Raw genomic sequence first — 24,059 nt, forward strand, 5'->3', positions numbered from 1 at the left:
TTATAGTAAACGGACAAAATGGACAATCTGTCTAAAGACACCGCTCTCATTTATGGGTAGGATTTTCATATTACTAACATTCTAGGGATGATTGAGATGACCTCTTCTATAATTTCTAAAAAGATAATCGCGAATTCATTGAAGTATTTAATGGAAACAGAGTCATTTCATAAAATATCAGTGAGCGATATTATGTTACACTGTCAAATGCGTAGGCAAACTTTTTATTATCATTTTAAAGATAAATTTGAACTATTAAGCTGGATTTATAGAGAAGAAACGAAAGAAAACATTATCGACTTTCTCGACTATGAAACATGGGAAAATATTTTCGATTTATTATTTGATTACTTTTATGAAAATCAAAAATTTTACCGAAACGCTTTTAAAGTCATTGAGCAAAACTCGTTTAATCACTATTTATTTGAGCATACGAAAAACTTATATATGAAGATTATTGATGAACTATCTGTAAGCTGTGGATTCAGCCTTTCTGATGAGACAAAAAATACAATTGCCTCCTTTTATAGTCACGGCTTCGTTGGAACGATAAAAGATTGGATTGAAAGTAAGTGCGAAGTAGATCCTTCCATTATGTCTTCTCTCATGAAAAATATGATAAACAATCAATTACTACTATTACTGGAGCAATCAGCAAAGTAATTAAAGGGTGGCAAAAGCAATGAAAAAGATTATGAATGATGTACAAAATATCGTTCAAGATATGCTGCATGGCTTTTATTTTGAACATAACGACAAAGTAAATTATGACGAAACAAATAACATCATTTATGTAAAAGATATCGAAAAACTGAAGCAAAACGTTGTCATAATAAGCGGCGGTGGTAGCGGACACGAGCCTGCTGATATTGGTTATGTAGGAAAAGGAATGCTTACGGCGGCCGTAAACGGGAGCATCTTCACTCCGCCTACAGTGGAACAAATTGTGGCGGCAACTCGCCTCATGCCAAAAGAAAAAAGTATACTATTCATCATAAAAAACTTTAAAGATGACGTAGCTAACTTTTTAGCGGCAGAACAAATCGCAAAAGAAGAAGGAAGACAAATTGACCACATCATCGTAAATGACGACGTTTCAATTGAAGATGATGCTTCTTTTAATAAAAGAAGACGCGGCGTCGCTGGTACTGTTTTCGTTCAAAAAATATTAGGTGCGGCCGCTCTTGAAGGTCATTCTTTAGAAGAACTGACAACACTCGGCCGTTCTGCTACCGAGAACTTACACACATTAGGAGTCGCCCTTTCACCTGCCAACGATCCAGTGAAAGGACAAGCTTCATTCACATTAAACGAAGATGAAGTCTTTTACGGCGTCGGTATTCACGGCGAAAAAGGTTACCGTAAAGAAGCACTATCCTCTTCTGAAATATTAGCGATTGAACTAATGAACAAACTTAAAAGTATTTATCGCTGGAGAAAAGGCGACAACTTCGCCATCCTCATTAATGGACTCGGCGCCAATCCATTAATGGAACAATACATTTTCGCAAATGACATTCGCCGTTTGTGTGAGCTGGAAGGATTACATGTGAAGTTCGTAAAAGTCGGTACACTGCTCACTTCTTTAGATATGAAAGGTGTTTCACTCAGTTTACTTAAGGTAGAGGATTTGGATTGGGTAAAGTGGTTGAAGACGGATGCTCGAGTGAGTAGTTGGTAAGTAAAAATTATGATGATAAAAGCCTTTAACTATAACAAGTTAAAGGCTTTTTGCAAATTGAAATATCGTACGAGCGTTAAAAAAATTCGTAATCACCTCACTGAAGGATGACAGGTCTTCCAAATAAAATTGGATAATAAATTAACATCGCACCTACAAATGAACACACTAAACAAAAAACAGCCTCGTATTTTATAACTAGAGAAGAGTTCGTATCCAGCTTTTTTTCCTTTCTTTTAAATATCAGTTTAAACAAAACGCTATATAATAAATACCCAATAACCGCCCCGAGGGTGTTCGTAAATAAATCATCAATATCTGTAATTCTATTATTTAGTAATTGATTTAACTCAATTGCCAGTGAAAAAAAGAATCCTGCACATACGGTATTTTTCATTTTTCTAAACTGAGGCCAAATAGTCGGTAGTAAAAAACCGAATGGCATAAACAGTACAATGTTCAAAAGATACGTAGTACTACCTGCCGTATCAAATAGAGTCAAGTTGATTTGATTTACACGAATCCACGTTTCATATCTACTTATGTCCCATACAGTCGCAATCTGCGTCACCTTATACACTAGCGAAAGGTAGAATAGAAAAACATACACCCATAGAAAATGCCGAATAGATATATTGTGTTTCGCTTTAAAATAAAATCCAATTTGAAATAAAATACAAAACATAATTGTAAAAAAATAAGTATACAAATAACTCATTAAAACTCCTGTATGCATGTGGAATCCCCTAACTTTACATTTTCATCTATTATTTAGAACATAGTTTAAGAATCGGTACTTTGTTCATATATTTAATCTTTTACTTTGTCTTCGAATATAGGGAATATATTAAAAATACAAAATCCCCACTTCTTCATTTTCAGTCTCCTCCTTGATGTAACTTGTTTATAGGATAGGAAAAACTTTTAAAATAAAAAGTGGGGTAAATATAAAATTTTTCTTAAATTTTCAGTTGGGTTTTATTTTTACTCTAATTACTAATCCGCTATTCGTTGTTAGGCAACAGTATGCTTAAACTTAGTTTTTACTTTATTCCTCCGCATCCCTCATACTGTAATACCCCAAATTAATAATAATCAAGAAATACCCACCCATAATTCCAGCAGCAAATGTCCACATGTACTCACGGTGTTCAATTTCATACATAATAATCGCGCCGAGAATTGCGGCTGCGAACCGGTTCATCATTCCGAGCATCGGTGCTTTTTCTTTTTTTACGATGCTGTCTCCGAACTTTTCAATACGTCTTCCTAAAATCCAGGCGCAGTACATACTTACTAAAAGGCCAATGCTTATCCCTACGAACTGTGCTGAAAAAGGTGTCACAAGCCACCCCAATAACATCACGCCTAGCAAACAATACATTTGTATATTGAATGATCTTAATGCCATACGAATCATGTTCTGCTCCTTACCTTTCTCTTTAATTCCATCTTTCGGACTTCAAGCTTTCCGATATATCTTTTTTTAAATGAGGGAATTTAATTTTACTCACCATTAAATAAGCGAGTACGCATGTACCAAATGCCACGGAAACTGGATTATTCAAAAAGCATAAAATGAGGAGACACATGGCTGCGAATGGAATTGGCATTCCGATAAATGTCGGGAGTTTGCTTTGCTGCGTGTTAAATCTTGCAAGCCGCAGCATTCCACAAATACTGTAAGCGAGCGCACATATCATCCCAATAGACTGCAAATCTTTTAAAGCGACACTATAGGCAAGAATAGACGGCGCCACACCAAAGGTAACTAAATCCGCAAATGAGTCTAACTCTCCGCCAATTTCCGAAACAGAATCAAGTTTCCGAGCAACCATGCCATCAAACAAATCAAATACCATACCTGTAATAATGAACATGACTGCACCATACATATCGTGAACGAAAACAGCGTGAATAGCGAGAAGTCCACATACAAAGTTTGCTATCGTCATCATATTTGGTATGTAACTCATCACATGCTTCTCCTCCTTTTTACTCATTACAATCAAGATCCTTCTGTTTTTCTTCCAATATCACCTTATTTATTTTCTTTAACGTATCCGTCATTTGCTCTAAAGCATTTATATCGATTTTAGAAAAGTATTTCTCAATTAATACATCATCTAACTTAGACAACTGCTCCATATACTTACTACCGTTCGGACCAAGTGTAAGGAAATACTCCCTTTTATTATTAGGATTTACTTGTTTTGAAATCATCTTCTGCTTTTCCAATTTCGATAAAACTTGACTCACAGCGCTTTTCGATATATTAAAAGTAGTCGCAATGTGATTCGCTGTCGTGTTTTCATTTAAATGAATATGAAATAACATACTCTCTTGCTGTCCTGTAAGACCGTACTCATCTTTCAACTCCTGAAATAGTAAAATGTAGAATTCATTATAGGCTCGGTTCATTTCATTAATTATTTCTTTATACGTTCTAGTCATAGCACTCTTCCTCCATGCTGTTATTTCGTTTAATAGTTAAGTTCACTTAACTTAACTATATTATACCGTTATGTTTGTGTAAAGGGAAATCAATTTCCATACTTTAAAAAAGAAGACATCCATTAAGATGTCTCCTTCTCATACGTAAAGCTCTAAACTTTCACTATTCTTCTCAATTACATCTTTATACAAGCAAAAGTGTTTCTCTCACCTCAACTTATATATTAGACAATATATAAGTTTTATGTTGTAAACTACTAACCGTTAATTAACTGTTGCTTAAATTCATCTAAAACTCTCTTTCTCTCTTCATAATCTTCCGTATCGGCTTCTTCCCAAAGCTCAAGGTCAGCCCCACGTTCAATTAATGCAATTGCCTTGTTACGAACTTCTTCTTGAAGACAGCCTTTCTCCAATTGTATTGCCGCAAGACCAATATATACTAAAGATATTTCTTCTAACTCTTCCTCTATATCAAACTCATCTACATACTCTTCTAAAATGAACTTAGTTGCTTCTTCCGCACTATTACCCTCTTCTATATACTCAATAAATTGATCTTTCACATCACAAGTCGTGTCATCATCAAATAATCCAGTTCCCCAAGCGCCCATATGCTACAGCTCCTTCTTTGTGCTTTTTTCATTTCTATTTCAATCTTAAATATAATAAAAATTCATTACAAGACTAGTTATATACATCGTTATATTTTACAATTACTATAGGCAATAAATATCTTTCACTACATGTACCATTCTGAATAATCAAACATAATTATCGATAAAATTCCATATAGACCCAGTAATGGTTAAAATGTTATAATGAAATCACCCTACATAGTTACTCATATTTAACTTGAGGAACTAGCGTCTTATTAAGCAATGCGCATAAATCAAATAAAAAAGACACTTTTTACAGTGTCTTTTTTATTTATATTCTCATAGAAAATATCTCTTTTATACACAAAATCTAGCAAATGAAAAAGGAGACTATCATATGGAGCATCCTCTAGCAAGAGAATTACGTAACATACGTATATGCCTTATCATCTTAATTATCGTCATCGCATTTTGGGACCGTGAGAAACCTGTAGAAATCACTGACCATAGTAGCGATCCTATGTTAAACACTAGTAATATGACCCAAATTGGCGATCATACATTTGCCTATAAAGATGAATCTAATCAAATTAAAATATTTAAGTTTAACCCAGATACAAATGAAATAAAGCTAATAAAAGAGTTTTATGCTGACGAATATTAATGAAATAAATGGGACGGAAGGCACCACAAGGTGTCTTTTTTTATTTTCAAAAGGACCTGCTCACATTCATGCATCGAACATAAAGTAAATAGAATCCGTTAAAAAACACGAGTGACCCTTTGTTTTCCCCTCTTATTAAAGGAGGAACTATTATGGGATTTGGTGGTAGTTGCGGCGGAGGCTGCGGTTTTGCTGGAGGATTTGCATTATTAGTTGTATTGTTTATTTTATTAATCATCGTTGGAGCTGCTTGCTTCTGCTAAACAAACTATTGGAAAAGACACTCTTATATGGGTGTCTTTTCTTTGTAAACTAAAAAGTATATGAAATGAAGACATAGCAAAAACGGGATACTTACTCAAATTGTTTTTCACCTTATTAATTATATCCAAAAAGTTGGATAGCTTCTTTTACTACTCATGTTATTAATGAATAAAGCAATAACTACAATAACAAGGGAACCAACTAAAACCGGCGTTACTAAATAACTCCAACTGTATGCTCCTAAAATAACGACAATTGGATCAGCCCCTGCCGGAGGATGCGTTGTTCTCGTTAACATCATAACGGCTATTGCCATCCCCACTGCTAAAGCTATCGTCCAATATTCATTCCCAAACAAATGATATATTGATAGACCAATGAAAGTTGAGATCAAATGTCCTCCAATAATATTACGTGGCTGTGATAACGGTGCATTCCAAACTCCAAACGCTAATACACAACTCGCCCCAAATGGAGCCATTAACAATTCTGTAGAAGTTATACTCGTTAAATATGTTAAGGTGAGAATTGTTAAAAATCCCCCTAATAGTCCCGTCAAAGAGTCCTTTATGTTTACTTGTAACGGACTTCTTCCTTTCCCTTTCATTTTTGCAAAATATCGTACACTTATTGGTGGAGCCTCTTTCTGCTTAGCTGCTGTTATATGATTCATCATTCTCCTCCTTTATTTACCAATAATTATATGTCAAACAAACTAACTGGTCAATATTAATTTTAGGGGTTAGTTTGAAAATACATAAAAAAAGATCAACTGCTATAAGTTGATCCCTAAACTTCTTCACATTTTCGATCCTGGAATTTTGCTACCTTTTTTCGGTTCCCACATATTTTCATAGAACACCATTTTCGTTTCCCACTTTTATCTATAAATAATAAAACACAGTCGGGATTTGAACACCTTTTAAGAGAAATAAGCTTATTTTCTGTTATTAAGGTTAAAGCATCAAATGCAATTATCGATACAAGTACATCCTCAACTTCTCCAACTGGGACAGGTACTAGACGCTGTTCAATGACTTTATATGTAAAGGGTGCCTTCTCAATTTGTTTTTCTAAATACGTAATAAAATCATTAGAAATTTCGTGCTGATCAGCAATTGCCTCAAACTGTTTTCTCAGTACTTCTCTTGCCTCTAATATGCTAGATGTAACTTGATCCATTCGTTCTTGAATTCCTATAAGTGTTTTTTCATCCCAAAAAGGAAGATTAACCTTTATTACATATAGCCATTCTAATACATCTTCATCCGTTATTAATAAATCATAACGTTGTCCACGCCTAACTAACTCTGTATTCACTAAATCTAATGAGAGATTTCCACATATAAGCGGGAATTGTTTTGTTTCCTGCATGTACTCATCACCTACTCTTTAAATAATCATATTCCAAATTCATACAGAAGTACAACTTTTTTATTAACTGTAAAGTATGAAGATCAAAGCCTTTAGCCATAATTACGACTAAAGGCTTTTTTCTATATAACTAAAAAGGAGCTAACTGTATGGAACATAATAAAAATGGAATGCTTGCTTTAATCGTTTTGTTTGTAGGACTCGCATTTTTTGTTTTCGGTATGGTTTATCATTTATGGGGAACGGTTTAAAAGTAAGTAGCAATTCATTTAGATGCACCAGAAATCATTTATCTAATTATGAAACCCCTTATACTGCTTCAGGGTTTTCCACTTTAATACAATTATAAAGAAAGGTACTATCACTCAGGCGCTCAAAAAATAATATAAGTCAATGAATTAAAACAAATAAAAAACAACTAAAATATATACGATAAAAATTGTATAATTCATATATATGCAATATTACATAGAAAAATTTCATTATTACATGCTATACTAAAATAGGAGTCGACAATCGTTATTTTCTTCTTAGTTTTAAAGCAATATGGATATATACCTTCTTATCGCATTTGGATTGTACAAGCAAAAGAAGACATCTTAATTGATGTCTTCTTTTCTTATATTTTTATGAATTCCTTTGAGCAGATGCTCTCCAAGCACGAAAAGATGTTGGGTGTCCAGAATGAGCTCTTTGCTTTGCAGCAGCAACAGCTGGTTTTTCTTCAATAGTCTTTGGTTTTTCTTCCACAATCAATGATTTTTCTTCAAGAGTATTCACAGCTGTTTGCATTTTTTCCAGCTGTTCTTTTAAAGCTTGCTGTTCAATCTTTAAATCTGTAAGTAAACGTAAAATCATTTCAGAATTAGCCATAAAGATCCTCCTTCCCCCAATACACAGAATAAAATAGAATATGTCATCAGCGGAATAACGGTGACAAAAATAAGATCGTCAACTCTCTTAAAATCTAAGCACCTTTATTTTTCAAAAGGACCTGCTCAAGATTATCCGTAAAAACATAAAGTGAATTAAATCCATTAATTAATGGTCTTTATGGAAGGAGGAGTTAATATGGGCTATGGCGGTAGTTGTGGTGGAGGCTGCGGTTTCGGCGGCGGTTTCGCTTTACTTGTTGTACTGTTTATTTTATTAATCATCGTTGGCGCTAGCTGTTGGGGCGGCGGATTCGGCTGCTAAGGGGAGGCACTCTTGAGAGTGTCTTTTTTTTGTGTTTTTGGATGTACAGCCCCTCCCTATCCGTCGTTTCCCAGCGCTAAAAAAACAATGTTCTTGTTATTTTCTCCCTCGAAATTCGTACATTTTGAAATTGACATAACACTTAACACACCATATACTGTTAACAACAGTATACTGTCATTAACAGTATGAATTCTAATTCATTCTAGGAGGAAGATCCATGAAACATACAGGAAGACATACAGGTGCATTTCTTTTGTTATTTCTAGCTGAGGGTGATAACTATGGCGGGCAATTACTGCAAAAGTGCGAGGAAGAACTTCCCGTCAATCCAATAGATAGCGCCATTTTATATCGCACGCTAAAGAAATTAGAAAACGAAGGTGCGATTGAATCTTATGTAATTACAGATTATCAAGACAAACCGAGAAAGATGTACAAAATTACGTCTGCTGGAAAAGAACAACTGGCAGATTTTCAAATGGATATTGAAGAAAAAATGAAGAACTTATCCTTTTTCCTGGGTAAATATAAAGACTTACAGGAATCCGATCATGATTAACGGCGTGATTCTTTACACGTTAGCCATTATTCTTACTGGGATTTCTTTTATGAAGGACCGCAAGAAAACGAAAGATGCTCTCATGAAGTCGTGGAAAATGTTTCACAACCTTCTCCCTGCGATGCTCTCCATCATGCTTTTCGTTGGCTTATCGCTTTCAATCTTAACGCCGTCCTTTATCTCTTCTATCATTGGAGAACAGTCCGGATTGTTAGGTATTATGTATTCAGCAATACTCGGCTCCGTTGCACTTATTCCAAGCTTCGTCGTATTTCCTCTTGGTCATACGTTAGTCCAACACGGCGCAGGCCTACCTCAAGTTGCGGCACTTATGTCTACACTCATGTCAGTAGGACTTACAACTTTACCGATGGAACAAAAGATATTTGGGCGAAGCTTTGCTTACGCACGTAATGCAGCTGCTTTGCTCATGTCTCTTTTATTCTCCTATATCATTTGGATGGTGATGGTATGAAAGAACTAAAAAGATATCGCTTCTTTTTCATCTTACTAATCGGGCTCTTCATATTAACGTTTATAAATCAATCTTTAGGATGGAGTGCATTACAGCTAACAGGAAATAGCATTTTAGATATGCTGTTTCTCCTCCCCCCTGTCTTACTATTTGTAGGGCTACTTGATCAGTGGGTGAAAAAAGAAACACTCATGAAATATATGGGCAAAAAATCAGGTATATACGGAATCTTGTTTTCTCTATTATTAGGAGGCATTGCAGCTGGTCCCCTCTACGTCGCCTTTCCAATCGCAGCACTACTCTTAAAAAAAGGTGCAAGCATTCGGTACATCGTATTTTTCTTAGGCGTTTGGACAACTGCGAAATTGCCAATTCTCGTGTATGAATTTTCTTCATTTGGAGCTACTTTTACACTCATTCATATTGGTTTCGGGCTAGTATTTTTCTATGTAATGGGGATTATTTTTGAGAGGTTTTATGATCAGGAAGAGTTGCTTCGGTATGATGTTACGGAGGAAATGTAAGATTCTTAAAAAATCTTACATTTCTTAATTTTCCCTATTGTATTTTTGAATATTTGAATGTAAAATATTTCAATGTAATACATAATATTGGGAAAAGGGAGAAAATCATGAAAAAATTATTAGTTTCAGCAACAGCGTTCACACTTTTAACTGTGGGGTACAGTTCTTCTGCATTTGCAGCGAAAAATCCAAACGACAAAAACTGTGGGCACTTCAAAAACAAGCAAGAAGTTATGGAGTTCTGGCACAGCAATGGATATAGCGCAACTAACGACCCTCACGATCTAGACCGTGACAACGATGGTTTACCTTGTGAAGTTAAAAAAGGGGATTATGACCAATTTATAGCTAGTAAACAAACTACTAAAAAAGATGAAAACAAACCACAAGAACAAACGAAGCAAGAACCTGCTAAACAAGAAAACACTAAACAAGAGAATACTAAGCAGGAGCCTGCTAAGCAAGAACAAACTAAACCTCAAACAACTACAAAAGAAACAAAGAAAAACAACGATACAGCTGTGAAAAAAGAAACTAAAAAACAAGGTGAAAAATTACCAAACACAGCATCAAACGGTGTTACAATGATGTTAGCAAGCTTAGGTTTAGCTGCAGTTGGATCTGTATTAATGTTCCGTCGTAAAAAAACAAACGCATAACATAATTCCTTTACAGGACAGGGTTCCCCTGTCCTTTTAAAATGGAGTGATAGAAATGAAAATAAACCAATGGATCGGCTTATGTTTATTTATCGTTGGAATTTCGATTTTTTCTTATTGTTTTATAGAATGGTATAGTGCTAGAAGCTCAGCGGAATCTTTAGCCTCTAGTGAAATAAAAAAATATGAAACGCACACACCCATCATAGCACCTCCTGAAGACAATAACGATACAATAGAAACTCCGCAAAACCATGAAGAAATTTTACGAATTCCGTCTTCAGAAGTAAATCATAGATTAGGACAAAAAATAGCCTACTTAATCATTCCTAAAATCCAAAAGAAATACTCCATATATTGGGGCGCTGATGATAAAGTACTAAAAAAGGGTGTCGGTATGTTTGTTAGCGAATTAACGACTACACCATCTGGAAATGGTCACACAGTTTTAAGTGGCCATCGAGATACTGTATTTACCGAACTAGGTCAACTAAAGGAAAATGATCAACTAATTGTAGAATATGAGAATAAAACATACACATACAGCATTAACAAACATTGGATAACAAACGCAGAAGATCGAACTGTCATTGTAGAAAAAGAGGAACCAACATTAACATTAACAACGTGTTACCCTTTCAACTACATTGGTGACGCCCCAGATCGTTATATTATTGAAGCGTCTTTACTTTCAACTACTTAAAAGGAGATGTCCCAAGAGTCATTTTTTGACTATGTGACACCTCCTTTTTATTTTAAAAACATTACCGTAACTTTAATTTGATACAGTATAATAAATGTATAATACAGAAAATCCCATATATTTGTTTTGTAATATTTTTTAGAGGTGATTATTTTGAGTAAAAACGTCAATTTACTTCTTCAAATAGTAATTGGAATTATCATTATGATCGCACCTATTCTCATTACAGGGACTATGTATGATGTCACGAAAACGATGGGTGACTTATTAGTTGCAGAACTTATTATAAGAACACTTTCCCTCATTATTGGACTTTTAGTTATTAGTAAGGCTTTATATCGTTATTCTCAATAGCTCTTTATACTAAAATACATACACCACATTTCCCTTGGCTGTTCGAACCATTATTACGAAAGAAATATAAAAAGACATCTTTAATCATAAAGATGTCTTTTTATATAAACCTTAATTTTCGTTCTGTAAAACCCCTGCTACCTTTACTCCCTTTTTCTCTTCTTTTAAGAACAACGATACGATAAAAGCAACAACGATAAAGATTAATCCAAGTGCAAATGCACCTTGGAATCCAGATGTTAAACCGTTTAACTTCTCTACTGGGTCCATTGGATTTGCAGAGCTTTCCATATAGCTAGCTGTTCCTGAAGACATTTTTGAAATAAAGATAGCCGTACCAATTGCCCCAGCTACTTGCTGCAGAGTATTAAACAACGCTGTTCCGTGCGGATATAGGTCTGGTGTTAATTGATTTAAACCGTATGTTTGTGCTGTCATGACAAACATGAGTCCAACCATTAATACGCTGTGCATAATAATAATTTGTAACATTGATGTGTCAGGCGTAATGCCTTTAAATAAGAACATTGCAACCCCTACTAACACAATGCCGGGAACGATAATAACTTTCGGACTAAATTTATCGAATAGTTTACCTGCAATTGGTCCCATTATAGCGCTAATAATACTTCCCGGAAGCATGATAATTCCTGATTTAAAAGCTGTAACGAGTAAAACTGTTTGCAAGAACATCGGTAATAAGGTCATCGTTGAAAATAAGGACATCATCACAATGACAATTAATCCAACTGATAATGTAAACATCGGAACTTTAAATGCGCGTAATTCTAAAATTGGATTCTCAATTTTTAATTGTCGAACGACAAAAATACATAATGAGATAAGCCCAACAATTAAAGTGCCATATACTTTCGCATCGGACCATCCTAAGTCACCTGATGCACTAAAGCTATACACAAACCCGCCAAATCCTAATGTCGATAAAAGGATAGATGGATAATCTACTTTTGGTCTTGTTAACTCTGAAACATTTTGAATGTACTTCATTCCAATCATAATTGAAATGATCACGATAGGAATAACAATATAGAATAACCAGCGCCAATTTAATGAATCCACAATTACTCCAGATAATGTAGGGCCAATTGCTGGAGCTGCCATCATCACAAGTGCGATTAATCCCATTGTGGCACCACGTTTTTCAGGCGGACAAATAATTAAAATCGTATTCATTAATAACGGTGAAATTAACCCCGTCGCTACAGCTTGGACGATACGGCCAATTAATAAAACAGAAAATGTCGGTGCAAATCCCGCAATTAATGTACCAGCTAAAAACGTTACCATAGCGATCAAAAACATCTGTCTCGTTGTAAGCCATTGCTGAAGTAACGCTGTAATTGGGACTAAAACCCCAACCACCAACATGTATGCTGTAGAAAGCCATTGAATCGTTGAAGCTGTTACACCGAATTCTTTCATTAATACTGTTAACGCATTACCAAGTAACGTTTCGTTTAATAATGCAACCATTGCCCCTAAAAGTAATGCAATTAAAATGGGGGTATGTTTCATATTAGAAGTATCAACTTTGCCACTTGCAGGGCTCTTAGTTGTCATATTCATTTGCAGATTCTCCTCCTGTTTCTTACTTAAAAACTTTAAATATACCTAAACACATGTAATATAATATACATATGTAGATTAAAAAGGGAGAATCAATTTTCAGCCACTGTATATTTAATCTACAAAAAAGGAGAATTGTAGATGAACGATAATGAAAAACAAATTGATTTACGTATTAGACGTACACATAAATTACTATGGGATTCCTTATTTGAATTAATGACGCAATCAAAACAGAAATATAGTACCATCACGATTAACCAAATATGTGATCGCGCGATGGTACACCGAACAACCTTTTATAAACACTTTGAAGATAAAGATGCTTTATTAGCCTTTGGATTTAAACGATACAGCAAGATGATTGCTGAAATACCCGTTTCAGATCGATTAAGTAAACCATTTCAAGTAATGGAACAATTTCTACACCATGAAGAACTCGGTAAAATATTAGAGACGCAAATGTCTGATGAACAATTTATTAACCGGACACAGTATTTAAGTCACGAAACGAGAAAACAAGAAATAGAAGCGTTATATCAACTGCGCAAAAATCATACGATGCCAAATGATTTAATCATTGAATTTTATTCAGGGGCAATCACCTCATTAAGCGCATGGTGGTTTAAAAATGAAAGAAAAGTTTCTGCGGCTGAAATGGATAGGTATCTCCAACAACTTATTAATCGAGATATTTTTCAGTTTGAAGAGGAATAAGACTACACCTTTTCAATCATGCAATCAAATTGACCCAAAAATAGGAATATGATATATTTTCCGTAGAATACTATATAAGTGTAACAGCGAATAAATTGGCATATAATAAAAAGAAGAGATGCGCGAACATCTCTTCCCTAACTGCTACCGCTTAGGGTGGTAGTTATTATAAGCTATTTCTTTTTGCGGAACCCACCCTTTTGCTTCCTACGGCGCGGAGTGGGTTTTTTGTTGTCCTTATCTAGAAGTTGCTTCCGCAAAAAATACGCTGAAACTTCGCGCATAGTCGCTTTGACAAACTCTTTTACAAGGTCAAACAAAAAGTCCATATTATCCCCCCCTTTCCTTCCAAATGGAAAGAAGGGATAACCACCCACCCTCACAATACGCAGTTGACTTTATTTTATCAAATGATTGTAAAGATATTATGTAAATAAAACAAATGAAATTTTATATGGAAAAATATGAGTTTATATTATTTTCATTCTCTTCACTTAGATTACTTACTGCACATAGTCATACAGATTTTTCGCTAACAACAAACAAGTTACGGTAATGAAAAGGGCGCGAACATACCCGCTTCCTTTTTTTATAGCAAATCTGGATCCAGCGATTCCTCCAGCAATTTGAGCAATTCCCATTATGAATCCATACACATAGTTTACTTGACCTACATACATAAACATGAACAATGCACCAACGTTACTTCCTAAATTAAGAAACTTCGCCGTACCTGCTGCTTTTAAAAAATCATACCCAATAAATAAAAGAGCAAACATTAAAAATGAACCTGTACCAGGACCTAGAAATCCATCATAAAAACCAATAACAAAAATAAAAAAGGTAAAAATAATGACGTGTCGACCAGACAATTTTTTATGAGTGGAAATACTTCCCCAATCCTTTTTGAATATCGTATAAATAGCGACCACACCAAGCATGATCAGCATTAATGGCTTCAATACTTCTGGGTTCATTAAATGAACGGTCCATGCCCCTATTATGGAACCTATGAAAGTGATTGGAAATAATTTAAACGCCGATTTCAAATCAAGATTACCAGAACGATAAAACACAATATTACTAGTTGCACTCCCCATTGTTGATGCTAATTTATTCGTGGCTACTGCACTTGCTGGATTCAATCCTGTAAATAATAAAGCTGGTAAGGCAATCAATCCACCACCGCCTACAACTGAATCAATAAATGCAGCCACAAACCCAAAAACAATCAAAATCATTAATACAGATGGGTCTAAATAAAAATCCATACTAGTAGCCTCCCCTTTAGTCACTATTGTAATAGTAACTATCAATTTGCTAAATGTAAAGAGTTATTGTAACGTTGAAATATAACAGCAAACATCGGAGGACGAAAAAGTGGACTACATAGTGCAACAGCTTAAAAAAATTGGTTTTAATGAATATGAAGCTAAATCTTATGTATCTCTTGTGAAACAAGGGCCTGTCACAGCCTATCAAGTGAGTAAAGATTCGGGTGTCCCAAGAGCGCGAATTTATGAGATTTTAGGTAACCTTGTAGAAAAAGGAATTGTCATGAAAGAAGAAATAAATGACACCACCCGCTATTCACCTCTACCTGTTGAAATCTTTTTACAGAAGGCTCAATCAGAATGGCAGTCTACTTATGAAGGGATTAGTGATTCATTAAAGAAACTAGAAACTTCCGAAGAAAAAACGGATAATCGAGTCATTACGTTAAAAGACAATCAAACAATCATTAGCTACTGTCAAACATTAATAAAAAAAGCTGAACGACGTATTATCATTTCGATGTGGGATGAAATGTATGAAGCGTTAAAAGAGGATCTAGCTGAGGTAGCTGATAAAGTCACAGTACAAGGCATTACCTTGCATGTTGAAAATCCTATTAAGAATCTAGAAGCCCATCGTATAACAACTTATACAGAAACCCTCTCTACAGAGCATTGGTTTATTTTATCAATAGATTCTAAAGAAATGATTTATGGGCCATCACTTGAAGAGCGTAATATCGCTTTTTATACAGATGACCCCGTTCATATATACTTATTAGAGGATTATGTATGGCATGATGTTTTAGTAAATCGACTTGTCCGACGTAGCCAAGTTGACTTGGAGCAATGGATTACTGCGGAGCGAAAATCTTTCTTTATGGGGAAATAAGAAACATGTTCAAGAGCAAATAAAAAAATTTGCGTATTAAACCTAACAACTTCTCCGTACCAAAATAGCCGACTATTATATAGTAAATAGTCGGCTATTTTTATATAAATTTATACAGACGCTGCCATTACCCCAGCGATTAATGAGATAAACGCTTCTCCCACTCTTTCACCTTTTCAATTGTTACATCTAACTTTTTAGCTATTTCTTCTACACTCATTCCTTTAAAGAGCATTCCAGCTGCCGAAAGTGCTTTATCAATTTCTTCTTGCTTCTCTTGCTCATATAAACGACCTACTTTTGTCATCCGTAACCACTCCTTTACCTTTTTCGCGTAGTCTTCATCAATAAATTTATCTGTAGCTACAAGAATCCCAGCAATAACTTGAATTTGTTCTTGCTCATCGGAGATACACTTTGCTACTTCTATCGTTTTTTCAATTAAAATTTGTCTTTTTTCTCTACTATGCATAAGTGGTACAAGTATTAATTTCATGGTTTCTTCATCCGTCAAAGATTTTCCTTCTTCCATTTTTCTAATAATCTTTTGAAGAATGGCATCACCATTGTATTCATTTAGTAAAACCGCTTTGGAATTTAAACGTATACTACATACATCTATTTCTTCTATCGGATTCATTACCTCACTTGTATAAATAACTACGATTCGAATATCTGGTAACCCTTTATTCTTATTATAGTAACGATACATAATTTGATTCGCATAATCCATATACTTCAAATGGTTTTCGAGGAAACGGGTATTACTTTCATACTCTAACATTAAAATTGAACCATCTTCCATTTCAAATAAAGTATCTGAGCGCCTTTGATCTGCACGAACTCTCGAGAATTCATTTAGCAACAATTCTTTTATTCTTGGAAAACCTTTTAACCCATATGCTTCAAGCCCTTTATCTCTATAGCATTCACTTAAAAACTTCATCAGAATATCTTTATTATGATAAGAAATATCATTCCCTGCCAATAGCTAATCCCCCTTAACTATTAGTTACCATTTTCTTTATTATATAACTTATGAAATTAGCGTTACAACTTTGGTTCACATGCACATACTATTTTCAAAGCAACTTATTCTCTCACTACTTCTCCCTCTCCACAAACCTCCCAAACTCCTTCAAAAATCTCAACTTAAAACTCCCCACAGGCCCATTCCGATGCTTCGCCACATGAATCTCCGTCATCTCTTTCTGCTTCGTTTCCTTATCGTAATAATCTTCGCGATACATAAGCATAATAACATCCGCATCTTGCTCAATTTGCCCTGTCTCTCTTAAATCAGATAAAAGAGGACGCTTATCTTGACGTGACTCTACAGAACGAGACAATTGCGACAATGCTACTACACAAACATTTAACTCACGTGCTAATAACTTAAGTTTACGAGAAATCTCACTAATCTCTTGAAAACGATTGCCCTTATGCTTCGGATCGCCCGTAATAAGCTGCAAGTAATCTACAATAATTAAAATCTTTTTATCATCGTGCTTCCTCTTTAACTTACGAGTTTGCATCCAAATATCTTGCACCGTAACCCCTGCATTGTCGTAAATCTCAAGAGGTAACTCACCAATCTCCGCAAACGCCTTACTCACCCTTTCCCAGTCTTCCATCGCAAAACGATGCTTCGGATTTTTCAGTCTGCCCCCTGACACTTCACCTACGCAAGAAGTCACCCTTTTCAATAATTACTTACTACTCATCTCTAACGAAAACAACCCAACCGCCGCGCCAGACTTCGCCGCATGCAGTCCAACATTTAGCGCAAACGCTGTCTTCCCCATCGAAGGACGAGCACCGAGAACGACAAAATCTCCTTCCTGCAATCCGCACGTCATTTTATTTAGCGATGTATAACCCGTCTCAATACCAGTAATCTCTTTCGCATCTTGATGAAGCTCTTCATATAAATCAACTAGCGCATCCTTCAAATCAAACTCACATACACAGTCCTTCTCCTCTAACTCACAAAGTGCCGTAATCGTCTCACCAATAATTTTCTCACTCTTCTCCGCAATAAGACGCTCTCCCATCTTGTGCCCAAGAACACCCGCCTGATACATTTTCCAGGCACCTCGAACAAGCCCCTCATAATAAGAGAAGTTGGCAGTTGTAGGCACACCATCCATTAACCCTATAAAATACTCCATTCCCCCGATCCCCTTCAAAAACTTCGGATCCACTCTAGAAGTGAACGTCACAAGATCAATCGGTTGCCCCTCATCTTCCATCTTTCGCATTAACTGAAATATAGACTTATGCACCGGCATAGAAAAATACTGCTCCGTCAAACGGCACTCCTTAATAAGCTCTCCATCAAGTAATAGAGAGCCTAACACCGTCTTTTCCGCCTCCACATTTTGAATACTCATGGACGCCACCCGCGCTCCGCTAAAAAGCGCTGCAACTCTTCCTCAGACGGCGTATTCTTCTCCCACTCCTCACACCTCGCCAAAAACTCCTCCGTCTCCCCCGTACTAACAGACGACCCCTTCTTCCGGAAATTCGCAGCATCCGCCTCAACCTCAGACACTTTCGTAAACCCTTTCCCATACCAACCACGCAAAATCCCCTTCACATAAGCCATCTTCCGATTTTTATTCTCATACGAAATTTGAAGAGCCTTCAGCACCAGCTCCTCTGACAAATCATTCATCCATGCATTCAATTCCTCCACCGTAAAAGGAGACAAACTACCAAAATGTTGCTCATAAAACGTGAACACCTTACTTCCCGTCTCTTCCTGAACAACCTCTTCTTCCTCTTCTTCCTCTGCCTCCTCACAAGCCGGCTCTACATCATCCATAGCCAAATCACCAGGCATACCGAAATGCGCTAACAGCATCGGAACATTCATCTCCTCCTCTACGCACTTCTGAAGAAACATATGTACAAACTCCTTATTCTTCACACCCTTCAGCTCACGAAGCACACACTTCTCCACATTCGTATTTGTTACCGGATTATAACGAAGCCAATTCAAAACGAATAACTCCCGCGTATCCGCATCATAAAGAATCTTTCCATAATCAACAAAGCGTTGCACAAGCTTATCAACAGTCTCCCGATTATAACCAGTCTCCATCTCAGCTAACCGCTTCGGAAAAGGAAAAATCCCGCATTGCGTCGTCTTCGAACAAGTTAATAAGTAAACATAAAAATACCGCTCCTCCGGCGTCAAATCCAAAACAAAATCATCCTGCCAAAAATTCACCTGCACAGTACGATACACCGCCATCCTAATTCCTCCCGTCCTAATTCAAAAATGAAAATTTCCTCTTTGTACTATATATAGGAAGGAGGGCTGGGTTTTTGGCGTGTTATTTCAAAAATTTTTTCGACTCCTACTACGGTGTTTGTTGGTGTTTTTGTTTTGTTATGTTTTTTCTTAGTGATTTATTACTTGGTAGGGGCTTGTAAGGGGCTTAGGAGGGGCTATTTTAATTAGAGAATCTCATTTTGGAAGATAACTCTGTCTTCTTTTTAGTATATTAAAACCATTTGCTCTCTTTGTAATACCTGTAACATTAAATTTATAAGTTAAGTAATCGTACAAATTACTTATTGAATATTCATTAATAAACCCTAAAACAAGTAGGTGGTTTATATTGAAATTTAAAAGCATCCCCTTAAAACATATTAAACTAGAAGAGGAATTCCGGAAGAATTTAGAGGATTTTAGTCTTGCTACAAGCATTAAACAAAATAGATTAATAGAACCACTTATTGTAGAGGAAAAAAATTCAAATTGTTTTATACTAGTCGAGGGTTATCGTCGTTTTTGGGCTTTAAAACATTTAAATGTTCCATTCGTAACATGCAAAGTGGAAAAACTCACCTCAAAAGACTTAAGGGTTCTAAAACGTCTTCGTGTTGAATTAAAATCCAAGAAAAAAACAGGTTATGAGATAGAACGAATGATTAGTTTTTTACTTAATGGTGGTTATACAGAAGAAGATATCGCTAAGCAATGTAACATACAAAAAAAGACCGTAAAAAAATACATTAATGGAAAAGATGTTAATACCCATTGGAAAATTAGAGCAGAACAATCTAGAGCTGGAATACATGGGTTAACTGAGATCCATCATTTAACAAATATACATCCTGAAAATAAAGAATACGTAGCTGATATTTATATTAAACGCAAAATAAATGCTAACAATGTAGAAAGTATAAAAACACTTACCAAGTTACATGAATTTAATAAATCCTCAAAGGATTTTCAAAGAGACTGTATTAACGATATGATCAGCGATGAAAATTCAAATAACAAGAGACTTAAAGATATTGTTTTTACAAGATCATTAAAACAACAATACACTCTCTCCGTACATCAATATGTATTTGATAAAGTTCTCCATCTATTAGATAAAGTAATAGATAGTTGCTGTCATAACTTTGTTAATCACCTTACTCCCATACAAAAGAAAGATCTACAAAGAAAGATAAAAATAATTTCTAATAAAATCGGATTACCTCCTCCTTCATCCAGCTCTCCCAAAAAAATATTTTCCACTACTATTAAAAAGCATCAAGAACATACAATATTAATTAAAATCGATAAGAAACCCTAAAAACCTAATCGCTACTGTAATCCATTCTGTGTTTCTGAAGAGTATTGACATGTTATTTAAAGTTTACAAATTAATAGAACAGCAACGCTTATTTAGAGAACTTGGTATTTTTATCGAATATAAATACCAGGTTTCATTTGAAAAGCATATCAAAAATAGAAAAATCCATCATAATATAAGAAGCAGAAACAAATTTTCAGCGTGTTATTTCAAATCTTTTTGACGAAAACTACAGTAATTGTTTTTGTCTTTTCTCTTAGTGATTTATTACTTGGAAGGGGCTATTTATCGGTTACTTCGATTAGAAAGACTCGATCTGAAAAGCCGCCTCTTTCCTCTGCTTTCTTTTTACGGATGCTGTTGATTTCTTCTAGCGTTGTGCCTTCGTGTTCGGCTAGGGCGTTTATTAGTTCTAGTAGGTCGGATAGTTCTTCAAGTTTATGTTCTTTTGTGTCTGCTTCTAGGTATTCGGTTAGTTCTTCTTCTGTTTTTTTACAGATTTCTTTTATGCATTCTTCTTTGGATAGGATTCTTGTTGTGGGTGTTTTTCCGTTAGCTTTTATTATTTGCGGGATTTTGTCTCGGATTAGTTTGTTGTAGGTTGGCATGGGGGCCTCCGTTTGGTTTTTCTTCTATTATAATGGAAAAGCAGTTTAACTAGTTGTTAAACTGCTTCATTGCTTCTTATTAATTAATATCAATCTTTTCTACTAACATTGCTGGGATACTAATTTCGCCACCCATAGTAGATTTATAAGTAAAGATACCTGCTGATTTTCCCTTAACAGTAACATTATCTTTTTCTAACACTCTTGAATTTAAAATATCGCTTTTATAAGCAACATATAATACTTTATCATAATCCCCATTAACGGCTACTCTTAATTGCGTCTCACCTTGTCCTTCCATTACTTGAAGAACTTTTCCTGTAAATTTAGCTTTCTTTCCTTTAAAATCATCCGGTGTTCTAGCTAATTGATCATATGTAATTCCTGTTTCATATCCAATTCGTTCTTCTTCCTCTTTTGCTGCCTTCTCCGCTGCCGCTTTCTCTGCCGCCGCTTGTTCTGCTGCTGCCTTTTCTGCTGCTGCTTTCTCTGCTGCCGCTTTCTCTGCCGCCGCTTTCTCCGCTGCCGCTTGTTCCGCCGCTGCTTTTTCCTCTGCTGTTAACTCTTTCTTCTGCTCAGCTTTAGCTGGCTTAGCTTCAGTTGTTTTTGCTTCTTCTGTCTTTTTCGTATCCTCAGAAGTCACACCAAATAAAATAAACATTGCTATTACGCCGATTCCATAGAATTTTAGTACACTTTTTCTATTTCGTTTTTCTTCTAATCCCCATCTAATTACTAATTGTGGTTTAATAACCCCAATAATTAATGCTATTAAACATACAAAAAACAATAATGCAAATAAAGTATTCAATTCACTTGGCCCTCTCATTCTTTAATCTAATTACAATTAATTTTATACAAACTATATATTCCCATGTTTTAATGTTTTTTTCAACATTAAATTATTTAATTGATTTGTCAGATAATACAATTTAAAATTCATCAAATGAACTACCTGTAAAAATACTTATAAAGCAAATAAACAGAAGAATTTATATTACGATGATACTCAATGAAAAAAGAATAAAACATGATATCAGGAATAGTTTTAGTCTTAATAAAATAGAAAGACAGCTTCCCTATTTTATTACTAATAGGGAAACTGTTTACTTACAGGCTATCTTTTATTCATTGCTTCTTTTATATACTGTTCTTCCTCACTCGTAAAAAGAGCGGGAAATTCGTCCAATGGGATTTTGGCTTGTTTGATTATATCCTCTATATCACTTTGAGGTATATCAAGATAGTTCGTTACCTCTTCTATTAAATTGAAAAATTCCTTCAAGGTAACTTGAACGTCTTGATGACCCGGATCTTTCTCTTCTACCTGATACTTTTTTAATTTCCCTATCACATCCATAAATCGCCGATCGAACTTTTCTTTAACTTCCTTATTACTATAAAACGCTTGAACACACTCATTTGAAAAGTGTTCCTCTAACCATTCCTTATTTTCTTTCTCCCATATAAAAGTTTGCAGAAAAGAAGAAAACAAAGCGACATCCACTCGTTCTTCCTTTTGAAACTTCTTCGTCATCTCATCCATATGCGAAAGCACCTTCGCAATTCTTTCTTGCTCTGCCAAAAGCAATTCCCTTTGAAAATGCATTTGCCTTAAAAATTCTTCCGTCTCTATATCACGCTGCAATATAATATTTTGAATTTCACTAAGTGAAAAACCGAGATGCTTAAACGATTGAATTTGCTGCAACACATACAGATCATCTTTCGTATATAACCGATGCCCACCCTCAGTATAATCGCTCGGCTTTAATAAGTTAATCTTGTCATAATAACGAAGCGTCCGCACCGTAACATCCCCAACACTTGCAAACTCACTAATCATCCACGCCATATCATCACCTACTCCGATAACTTCTCTCTCACATACTGAATCATATGAGAAAAATTCATCTCATTCTGCCGATAATATTGAAACAAACCTACAACAAGTAATAAAAAAGGAACATTCCCTCTATAACGATTTTCATACTCACTAATACCATCATAAAAGTACTCATACTTTCTTTTTCGTAAAACAATATAAATCGCAATAAACAACACAGCAATCATAACGAAAAATTGCTTTCCCTTTATCTCCACTTCTTGTTTCATCACCTATTCTCCTTCCACCACATACTTCTCTTCTTTAAATAACGGTATTCGAATGAAATAACGATATGGCTCATCTCGTATTACTTTCCACGTAACAATGATCACTTGAACTACCTCAAAGATAAATACGATCCAAAACAAAACATCACTAATACGCGAACTAATATTAAATAAAAGAAAGATTAACAAATGAAAGTTGAATGCCTTTCGGCAATGATATTTGTACACCTCATTTTTACGTGCCAGCGTGATGTACATGAGTAGTGGTGAAAAGATTCCTATTGCGGCTGAGAGTAATAGCATGATGATGGTGTTTCTTTTTTCTTTTGTGGTGGTTTTCATGGTAGTTTGGTCCCCCTTTTTATTTTGTCTTCTTTAGGTTAGGGGGTGACGTTGGGGGAGGTGCAAGGGAATGTATAGAAAAATTGATTAATACCGATAGAGATAAAATCAGATTTTCACCTTAACAGGGTGTCATTCGGAGGTTCAAGCCCCCTTGGCCATACTGGTAGAAACCGTTTTAATTTAACATTTTATGCGGTTTTTATTCCTTTATTTATAATTACTCTCTACAAAGCCAGTGATCACAGAATTAGTCACATTCCCTACAAATTAAACAATAAAAAAAGAGCACCCAAATTATATATTTGAAGTGACCCCTAAAAGTTAGACACAGTTATTTCATTAGGCAGCTTGATAAAAGTGAGTCCGGTATTGTACCGGGCTCATTTTTAATTTTGCCTTAATCCGTTTCGTAT

Annotated in this window: 32 protein-coding genes and 1 pseudogene; 14 read left to right on the forward strand and 19 right to left on the reverse strand. The window is 35.3% G+C overall.

The features are described 5' to 3' along the window. Window positions 1–96: 96 nt before the first annotated feature. Together dhaS and dhaQ are read left to right on the forward strand one after the other, a co-directional pair. A complete protein-coding gene (gene dhaS / locus ACTFNE_RS23220) occupies window positions 97–663 on the forward strand; it encodes a dihydroxyacetone kinase transcriptional activator DhaS (RefSeq protein ID WP_000204220.1) in 567 nt (188 codons plus the stop codon). A gap of 19 nt (window positions 664–682) precedes the next feature. Further along, a complete protein-coding gene (gene dhaQ, locus ACTFNE_RS23225; protein ID WP_270705485.1) occupies window positions 683–1,681 on the forward strand; it encodes a DhaKLM operon coactivator DhaQ in 999 nt (332 codons plus the stop codon). A 97-nt stretch (window positions 1,682–1,778) separates the two neighbouring features. Here the strand turns inward: dhaQ and ACTFNE_RS23230 are convergent, their stop codons facing one another. The 5 genes from ACTFNE_RS23230 to ACTFNE_RS23250 all read right to left on the reverse strand — a co-directional run bounded on the left by ACTFNE_RS23230 (window position 1,779) and on the right by ACTFNE_RS23250 (window position 4,749). Continuing rightward, a complete protein-coding gene (locus ACTFNE_RS23230; protein ID WP_270705484.1) occupies window positions 1,779–2,417 on the reverse strand; it encodes a VanZ family protein in 639 nt (212 codons plus the stop codon). Between the two features lie 312 nt (window positions 2,418–2,729). Continuing rightward, on the reverse strand, window positions 2,730–3,101 hold the full coding sequence (locus ACTFNE_RS23235; protein WP_270705483.1) for an ATP synthase subunit I: 372 nt from the start codon (window positions 3,099–3,101) through the stop codon (window positions 2,730–2,732). Window positions 3,102–3,123: 22 nt separating this feature from the next. Next, window positions 3,124–3,657 carry a CDP-diacylglycerol--serine O-phosphatidyltransferase gene (gene pssA, locus ACTFNE_RS23240; RefSeq protein WP_270705541.1) on the reverse strand — a complete coding sequence of 178 codons (534 nt, stop codon included), beginning with the start codon at window positions 3,655–3,657 and terminating at the stop codon, window positions 3,124–3,126. Between the two features lie 19 nt (window positions 3,658–3,676). After that, the gene (locus tag ACTFNE_RS23245) at window positions 3,677–4,135 is read right to left on the reverse strand and encodes a MarR family winged helix-turn-helix transcriptional regulator (RefSeq protein WP_000198934.1); all 459 of its coding nucleotides are present in this window, start codon (window positions 4,133–4,135) and stop codon (window positions 3,677–3,679) included. A 257-nt stretch (window positions 4,136–4,392) separates the two neighbouring features. Then, on the reverse strand, window positions 4,393–4,749 hold the full coding sequence (locus ACTFNE_RS23250) for a hypothetical protein (protein WP_000501489.1): 357 nt from the start codon (window positions 4,747–4,749) through the stop codon (window positions 4,393–4,395). A 382-nt stretch (window positions 4,750–5,131) separates the two neighbouring features. Between ACTFNE_RS23250 and ACTFNE_RS23255 the strand changes: the two genes are divergently transcribed. Next, window positions 5,132–5,398: a YmzC family protein gene (locus ACTFNE_RS23255; protein WP_000400946.1), complete on the forward strand. Its 267-nt coding sequence runs from the start codon at window positions 5,132–5,134 to the stop codon at window positions 5,396–5,398. A 152-nt stretch (window positions 5,399–5,550) separates the two neighbouring features. Then, window positions 5,551–5,661 (forward strand): YjcZ family sporulation protein, encoded by a 111-nt coding sequence (locus tag ACTFNE_RS23260; protein WP_000505679.1) that lies wholly within the window; start codon window positions 5,551–5,553, stop codon window positions 5,659–5,661. A 119-nt stretch (window positions 5,662–5,780) separates the two neighbouring features. Here the strand turns inward: ACTFNE_RS23260 and ACTFNE_RS23265 are convergent, their stop codons facing one another. The 3 genes from ACTFNE_RS23265 to ACTFNE_RS23275 all read right to left on the reverse strand — a co-directional run bounded on the left by ACTFNE_RS23265 (window position 5,781) and on the right by ACTFNE_RS23275 (window position 7,909). Next, window positions 5,781–6,335 carry an HPP family protein gene (locus ACTFNE_RS23265; protein ID WP_001015679.1) on the reverse strand — a complete coding sequence of 185 codons (555 nt, stop codon included), beginning with the start codon at window positions 6,333–6,335 and terminating at the stop codon, window positions 5,781–5,783. A 116-nt stretch (window positions 6,336–6,451) separates the two neighbouring features. Continuing rightward, a complete protein-coding gene (locus ACTFNE_RS23270) occupies window positions 6,452–7,036 on the reverse strand; it encodes a CGNR zinc finger domain-containing protein (RefSeq protein ID WP_001158425.1) in 585 nt (194 codons plus the stop codon). A gap of 627 nt (window positions 7,037–7,663) precedes the next feature. Next, a complete protein-coding gene (locus tag ACTFNE_RS23275; protein WP_000013680.1) occupies window positions 7,664–7,909 on the reverse strand; it encodes a hypothetical protein in 246 nt (81 codons plus the stop codon). A gap of 198 nt (window positions 7,910–8,107) precedes the next feature. Here ACTFNE_RS23275 and ACTFNE_RS23280 point away from each other — a divergent pair, with 198 nt between their 5' ends. From ACTFNE_RS23280 to ACTFNE_RS23310, 7 genes are all read left to right on the forward strand, one after another. Further along, window positions 8,108–8,233 carry a YjcZ family sporulation protein gene (locus ACTFNE_RS23280; RefSeq protein ID WP_000540377.1) on the forward strand — a complete coding sequence of 42 codons (126 nt, stop codon included), beginning with the start codon at window positions 8,108–8,110 and terminating at the stop codon, window positions 8,231–8,233. Between the two features lie 220 nt (window positions 8,234–8,453). Continuing rightward, window positions 8,454–8,795 (forward strand): PadR family transcriptional regulator, encoded by a 342-nt coding sequence (locus ACTFNE_RS23285; protein ID WP_046198775.1) that lies wholly within the window; start codon window positions 8,454–8,456, stop codon window positions 8,793–8,795. Then, on the forward strand, window positions 8,788–9,270 hold the full coding sequence (locus ACTFNE_RS23290) for a hypothetical protein (protein ID WP_270705482.1): 483 nt from the start codon (window positions 8,788–8,790) through the stop codon (window positions 9,268–9,270). Before ACTFNE_RS23285 ends, ACTFNE_RS23290 begins: the two co-directional genes overlap by 8 nt. After that, the gene (locus tag ACTFNE_RS23295; RefSeq protein ID WP_270705481.1) at window positions 9,267–9,794 is read left to right on the forward strand and encodes a permease; all 528 of its coding nucleotides are present in this window, start codon (window positions 9,267–9,269) and stop codon (window positions 9,792–9,794) included. The genes ACTFNE_RS23290 and ACTFNE_RS23295 overlap by 4 nt, the downstream gene beginning before the upstream one ends. Window positions 9,795–9,901: 107 nt before the next feature. After that, window positions 9,902–10,453, forward strand: coding sequence for an excalibur calcium-binding domain-containing protein (locus tag ACTFNE_RS23300; RefSeq protein WP_000735645.1), 552 nt, complete (start codon window positions 9,902–9,904; stop codon window positions 10,451–10,453). Between the two features lie 55 nt (window positions 10,454–10,508). Beyond that, on the forward strand, window positions 10,509–11,156 hold the full coding sequence (locus tag ACTFNE_RS23305; RefSeq protein WP_000700715.1) for a class D sortase: 648 nt from the start codon (window positions 10,509–10,511) through the stop codon (window positions 11,154–11,156). Between the two features lie 153 nt (window positions 11,157–11,309). Next, entirely contained in the window at window positions 11,310–11,510 is a 201-nt protein-coding gene (locus tag ACTFNE_RS23310) for a hypothetical protein (RefSeq protein WP_000042279.1), read from the forward strand. Between the two features lie 111 nt (window positions 11,511–11,621). On the opposite strand, the gene ACTFNE_RS23315 is transcribed toward ACTFNE_RS23310, so the two are convergent. Then, window positions 11,622–13,097, reverse strand: a complete 1,476-nt coding sequence (locus ACTFNE_RS23315; RefSeq protein ID WP_270705479.1) for an MDR family MFS transporter — start codon at window positions 13,095–13,097, stop codon at window positions 11,622–11,624. A gap of 141 nt (window positions 13,098–13,238) precedes the next feature. On the opposite strand from ACTFNE_RS23315, the gene ACTFNE_RS23320 reads away from it, so the two are divergent. Further along, window positions 13,239–13,814 carry a TetR/AcrR family transcriptional regulator gene (locus ACTFNE_RS23320; RefSeq protein ID WP_000999279.1) on the forward strand — a complete coding sequence of 192 codons (576 nt, stop codon included), beginning with the start codon at window positions 13,239–13,241 and terminating at the stop codon, window positions 13,812–13,814. 173 nt (window positions 13,815–13,987) lie between these two features. Here ACTFNE_RS23320 and ACTFNE_RS23325 read toward each other — a convergent pair whose 3' ends face one another. Both ACTFNE_RS23325 and ACTFNE_RS23330 read right to left on the reverse strand, forming a co-directional pair. Further along, complete coding sequence (locus tag ACTFNE_RS23325) at window positions 13,988–14,143, reverse strand: hypothetical protein (protein WP_088298543.1); 156 nt, start codon at window positions 14,141–14,143, stop codon at window positions 13,988–13,990. 174 nt (window positions 14,144–14,317) lie between these two features. Then, window positions 14,318–15,085 carry a TSUP family transporter gene (locus tag ACTFNE_RS23330; protein WP_000348442.1) on the reverse strand — a complete coding sequence of 256 codons (768 nt, stop codon included), beginning with the start codon at window positions 15,083–15,085 and terminating at the stop codon, window positions 14,318–14,320. 109 nt (window positions 15,086–15,194) lie between these two features. Between ACTFNE_RS23330 and ACTFNE_RS23335 the strand changes: the two genes are divergently transcribed. Next, entirely contained in the window at window positions 15,195–15,980 is a 786-nt protein-coding gene (locus ACTFNE_RS23335; RefSeq protein WP_270705478.1) for a TrmB family transcriptional regulator, read from the forward strand. Between the two features lie 139 nt (window positions 15,981–16,119). Here the strand turns inward: ACTFNE_RS23335 and ACTFNE_RS23340 are convergent, their stop codons facing one another. The 3 genes and pseudogenes from ACTFNE_RS23340 to ACTFNE_RS23350 all read right to left on the reverse strand — a co-directional run bounded on the left by ACTFNE_RS23340 (window position 16,120) and on the right by ACTFNE_RS23350 (window position 19,239). Beyond that, window positions 16,120–16,968: a hypothetical protein gene (locus ACTFNE_RS23340; RefSeq protein ID WP_016716645.1), complete on the reverse strand. Its 849-nt coding sequence runs from the start codon at window positions 16,966–16,968 to the stop codon at window positions 16,120–16,122. A 115-nt stretch (window positions 16,969–17,083) separates the two neighbouring features. After that, window positions 17,084–18,373: pseudogene (gene dnaB / locus ACTFNE_RS23345) on the reverse strand (replicative DNA helicase). Beyond that, window positions 18,370–19,239 (reverse strand): DnaD domain-containing protein, encoded by an 870-nt coding sequence (locus ACTFNE_RS23350; RefSeq protein WP_270705476.1) that lies wholly within the window; start codon window positions 19,237–19,239, stop codon window positions 18,370–18,372. The pseudogene dnaB and the gene ACTFNE_RS23350 overlap by 4 nt, the downstream one beginning before the upstream one ends. A 370-nt stretch (window positions 19,240–19,609) precedes the next feature. Here ACTFNE_RS23350 and ACTFNE_RS23355 point away from each other — a divergent pair, with 370 nt between their 5' ends. Continuing rightward, the gene (locus tag ACTFNE_RS23355) at window positions 19,610–20,578 is read left to right on the forward strand and encodes a ParB/RepB/Spo0J family partition protein (protein ID WP_270705475.1); all 969 of its coding nucleotides are present in this window, start codon (window positions 19,610–19,612) and stop codon (window positions 20,576–20,578) included. A gap of 281 nt (window positions 20,579–20,859) precedes the next feature. On the opposite strand, the gene ACTFNE_RS23360 is transcribed toward ACTFNE_RS23355, so the two are convergent. The 5 genes from ACTFNE_RS23360 to ACTFNE_RS23380 all read right to left on the reverse strand — a co-directional run bounded on the left by ACTFNE_RS23360 (window position 20,860) and on the right by ACTFNE_RS23380 (window position 23,643). Continuing rightward, a complete protein-coding gene (locus ACTFNE_RS23360) occupies window positions 20,860–21,186 on the reverse strand; it encodes a nucleoside triphosphate pyrophosphohydrolase (RefSeq protein WP_046198784.1) in 327 nt (108 codons plus the stop codon). A gap of 79 nt (window positions 21,187–21,265) precedes the next feature. After that, window positions 21,266–21,997: a hypothetical protein gene (locus ACTFNE_RS23365; protein ID WP_046198785.1), complete on the reverse strand. Its 732-nt coding sequence runs from the start codon at window positions 21,995–21,997 to the stop codon at window positions 21,266–21,268. A 306-nt stretch (window positions 21,998–22,303) separates the two neighbouring features. Then, window positions 22,304–23,041 (reverse strand): MerR family transcriptional regulator, encoded by a 738-nt coding sequence (locus tag ACTFNE_RS23370; RefSeq protein WP_270705474.1) that lies wholly within the window; start codon window positions 23,039–23,041, stop codon window positions 22,304–22,306. A gap of 8 nt (window positions 23,042–23,049) precedes the next feature. After that, on the reverse strand, window positions 23,050–23,301 hold the full coding sequence (locus tag ACTFNE_RS23375; RefSeq protein WP_270705473.1) for a hypothetical protein: 252 nt from the start codon (window positions 23,299–23,301) through the stop codon (window positions 23,050–23,052). Between the two features lie 3 nt (window positions 23,302–23,304). Then, window positions 23,305–23,643 (reverse strand): DUF4870 domain-containing protein, encoded by a 339-nt coding sequence (locus tag ACTFNE_RS23380; protein ID WP_270705472.1) that lies wholly within the window; start codon window positions 23,641–23,643, stop codon window positions 23,305–23,307. Between the last annotated feature and the right edge of the window lie 416 nt (window positions 23,644–24,059).

Origin of the sequence: Bacillus cereus group sp. MYBKT111-2, assembly GCF_051915205.1 — a bacterium.
Classification (GTDB): Bacteria; Bacillota; Bacilli; order Bacillales; family Bacillaceae_G; genus Bacillus_A; species Bacillus_A paranthracis.

What these genes read in the sequence shown, in the direction of transcription:
- ACTFNE_RS23315 (WP_270705479.1), bottom strand. Translation starts at nt 13,097, where the DNA reads ATGAATATGACAACTAAGAGCCCTGCAAGTGGCAAAGTTGATACTTCT.
- ACTFNE_RS23360 (WP_046198784.1), bottom strand. Translation starts at nt 21,186, where the DNA reads ATGCCAACCTACAACAAACTAATCCGAGACAAAATCCCGCAAATAATA.
- ACTFNE_RS23325 (WP_088298543.1), bottom strand. Translation starts at nt 14,143, where the DNA reads ATGGACTTTTTGTTTGACCTTGTAAAAGAGTTTGTCAAAGCGACTATG.
- ACTFNE_RS23330 (WP_000348442.1), bottom strand. Translation starts at nt 15,085, where the DNA reads ATGGATTTTTATTTAGACCCATCTGTATTAATGATTTTGATTGTTTTT.
- ACTFNE_RS23350 (WP_270705476.1), bottom strand. Translation starts at nt 19,239, where the DNA reads ATGGCGGTGTATCGTACTGTGCAGGTGAATTTTTGGCAGGATGATTTT.
- ACTFNE_RS23235 (WP_270705483.1), bottom strand. Translation starts at nt 3,101, where the DNA reads ATGATTCGTATGGCATTAAGATCATTCAATATACAAATGTATTGTTTG.
- ACTFNE_RS23250 (WP_000501489.1), bottom strand. Translation starts at nt 4,749, where the DNA reads ATGGGCGCTTGGGGAACTGGATTATTTGATGATGACACGACTTGTGAT.
- ACTFNE_RS23300 (WP_000735645.1), top strand. Translation starts at nt 9,902, where the DNA reads ATGAAAAAATTATTAGTTTCAGCAACAGCGTTCACACTTTTAACTGTG.
- ACTFNE_RS23295 (WP_270705481.1), top strand. Translation starts at nt 9,267, where the DNA reads ATGAAAGAACTAAAAAGATATCGCTTCTTTTTCATCTTACTAATCGGG.
- pssA (WP_270705541.1), bottom strand. Translation starts at nt 3,657, where the DNA reads ATGAGTTACATACCAAATATGATGACGATAGCAAACTTTGTATGTGGA.
- ACTFNE_RS23370 (WP_270705474.1), bottom strand. Translation starts at nt 23,041, where the DNA reads ATGGCGTGGATGATTAGTGAGTTTGCAAGTGTTGGGGATGTTACGGTG.
- ACTFNE_RS23270 (WP_001158425.1), bottom strand. Translation starts at nt 7,036, where the DNA reads ATGCAGGAAACAAAACAATTCCCGCTTATATGTGGAAATCTCTCATTA.
- ACTFNE_RS23255 (WP_000400946.1), top strand. Translation starts at nt 5,132, where the DNA reads ATGGAGCATCCTCTAGCAAGAGAATTACGTAACATACGTATATGCCTT.
- dhaQ (WP_270705485.1), top strand. Translation starts at nt 683, where the DNA reads ATGAAAAAGATTATGAATGATGTACAAAATATCGTTCAAGATATGCTG.
- ACTFNE_RS23280 (WP_000540377.1), top strand. Translation starts at nt 8,108, where the DNA reads ATGGGCTATGGCGGTAGTTGTGGTGGAGGCTGCGGTTTCGGCGGCGGT.
- ACTFNE_RS23290 (WP_270705482.1), top strand. Translation starts at nt 8,788, where the DNA reads ATGATTAACGGCGTGATTCTTTACACGTTAGCCATTATTCTTACTGGG.
- ACTFNE_RS23275 (WP_000013680.1), bottom strand. Translation starts at nt 7,909, where the DNA reads ATGGCTAATTCTGAAATGATTTTACGTTTACTTACAGATTTAAAGATT.
- ACTFNE_RS23230 (WP_270705484.1), bottom strand. Translation starts at nt 2,417, where the DNA reads ATGCATACAGGAGTTTTAATGAGTTATTTGTATACTTATTTTTTTACA.
- ACTFNE_RS23380 (WP_270705472.1), bottom strand. Translation starts at nt 23,643, where the DNA reads ATGAAAACCACCACAAAAGAAAAAAGAAACACCATCATCATGCTATTA.
- ACTFNE_RS23260 (WP_000505679.1), top strand. Translation starts at nt 5,551, where the DNA reads ATGGGATTTGGTGGTAGTTGCGGCGGAGGCTGCGGTTTTGCTGGAGGA.
- ACTFNE_RS23245 (WP_000198934.1), bottom strand. Translation starts at nt 4,135, where the DNA reads ATGACTAGAACGTATAAAGAAATAATTAATGAAATGAACCGAGCCTAT.
- ACTFNE_RS23375 (WP_270705473.1), bottom strand. Translation starts at nt 23,301, where the DNA reads ATGAAACAAGAAGTGGAGATAAAGGGAAAGCAATTTTTCGTTATGATT.
- dhaS (WP_000204220.1), top strand. Translation starts at nt 97, where the DNA reads ATGACCTCTTCTATAATTTCTAAAAAGATAATCGCGAATTCATTGAAG.
- ACTFNE_RS23320 (WP_000999279.1), top strand. Translation starts at nt 13,239, where the DNA reads ATGAACGATAATGAAAAACAAATTGATTTACGTATTAGACGTACACAT.
- ACTFNE_RS23265 (WP_001015679.1), bottom strand. Translation starts at nt 6,335, where the DNA reads ATGAATCATATAACAGCAGCTAAGCAGAAAGAGGCTCCACCAATAAGT.
- ACTFNE_RS23305 (WP_000700715.1), top strand. Translation starts at nt 10,509, where the DNA reads ATGAAAATAAACCAATGGATCGGCTTATGTTTATTTATCGTTGGAATT.
- ACTFNE_RS23285 (WP_046198775.1), top strand. Translation starts at nt 8,454, where the DNA reads ATGAAACATACAGGAAGACATACAGGTGCATTTCTTTTGTTATTTCTA.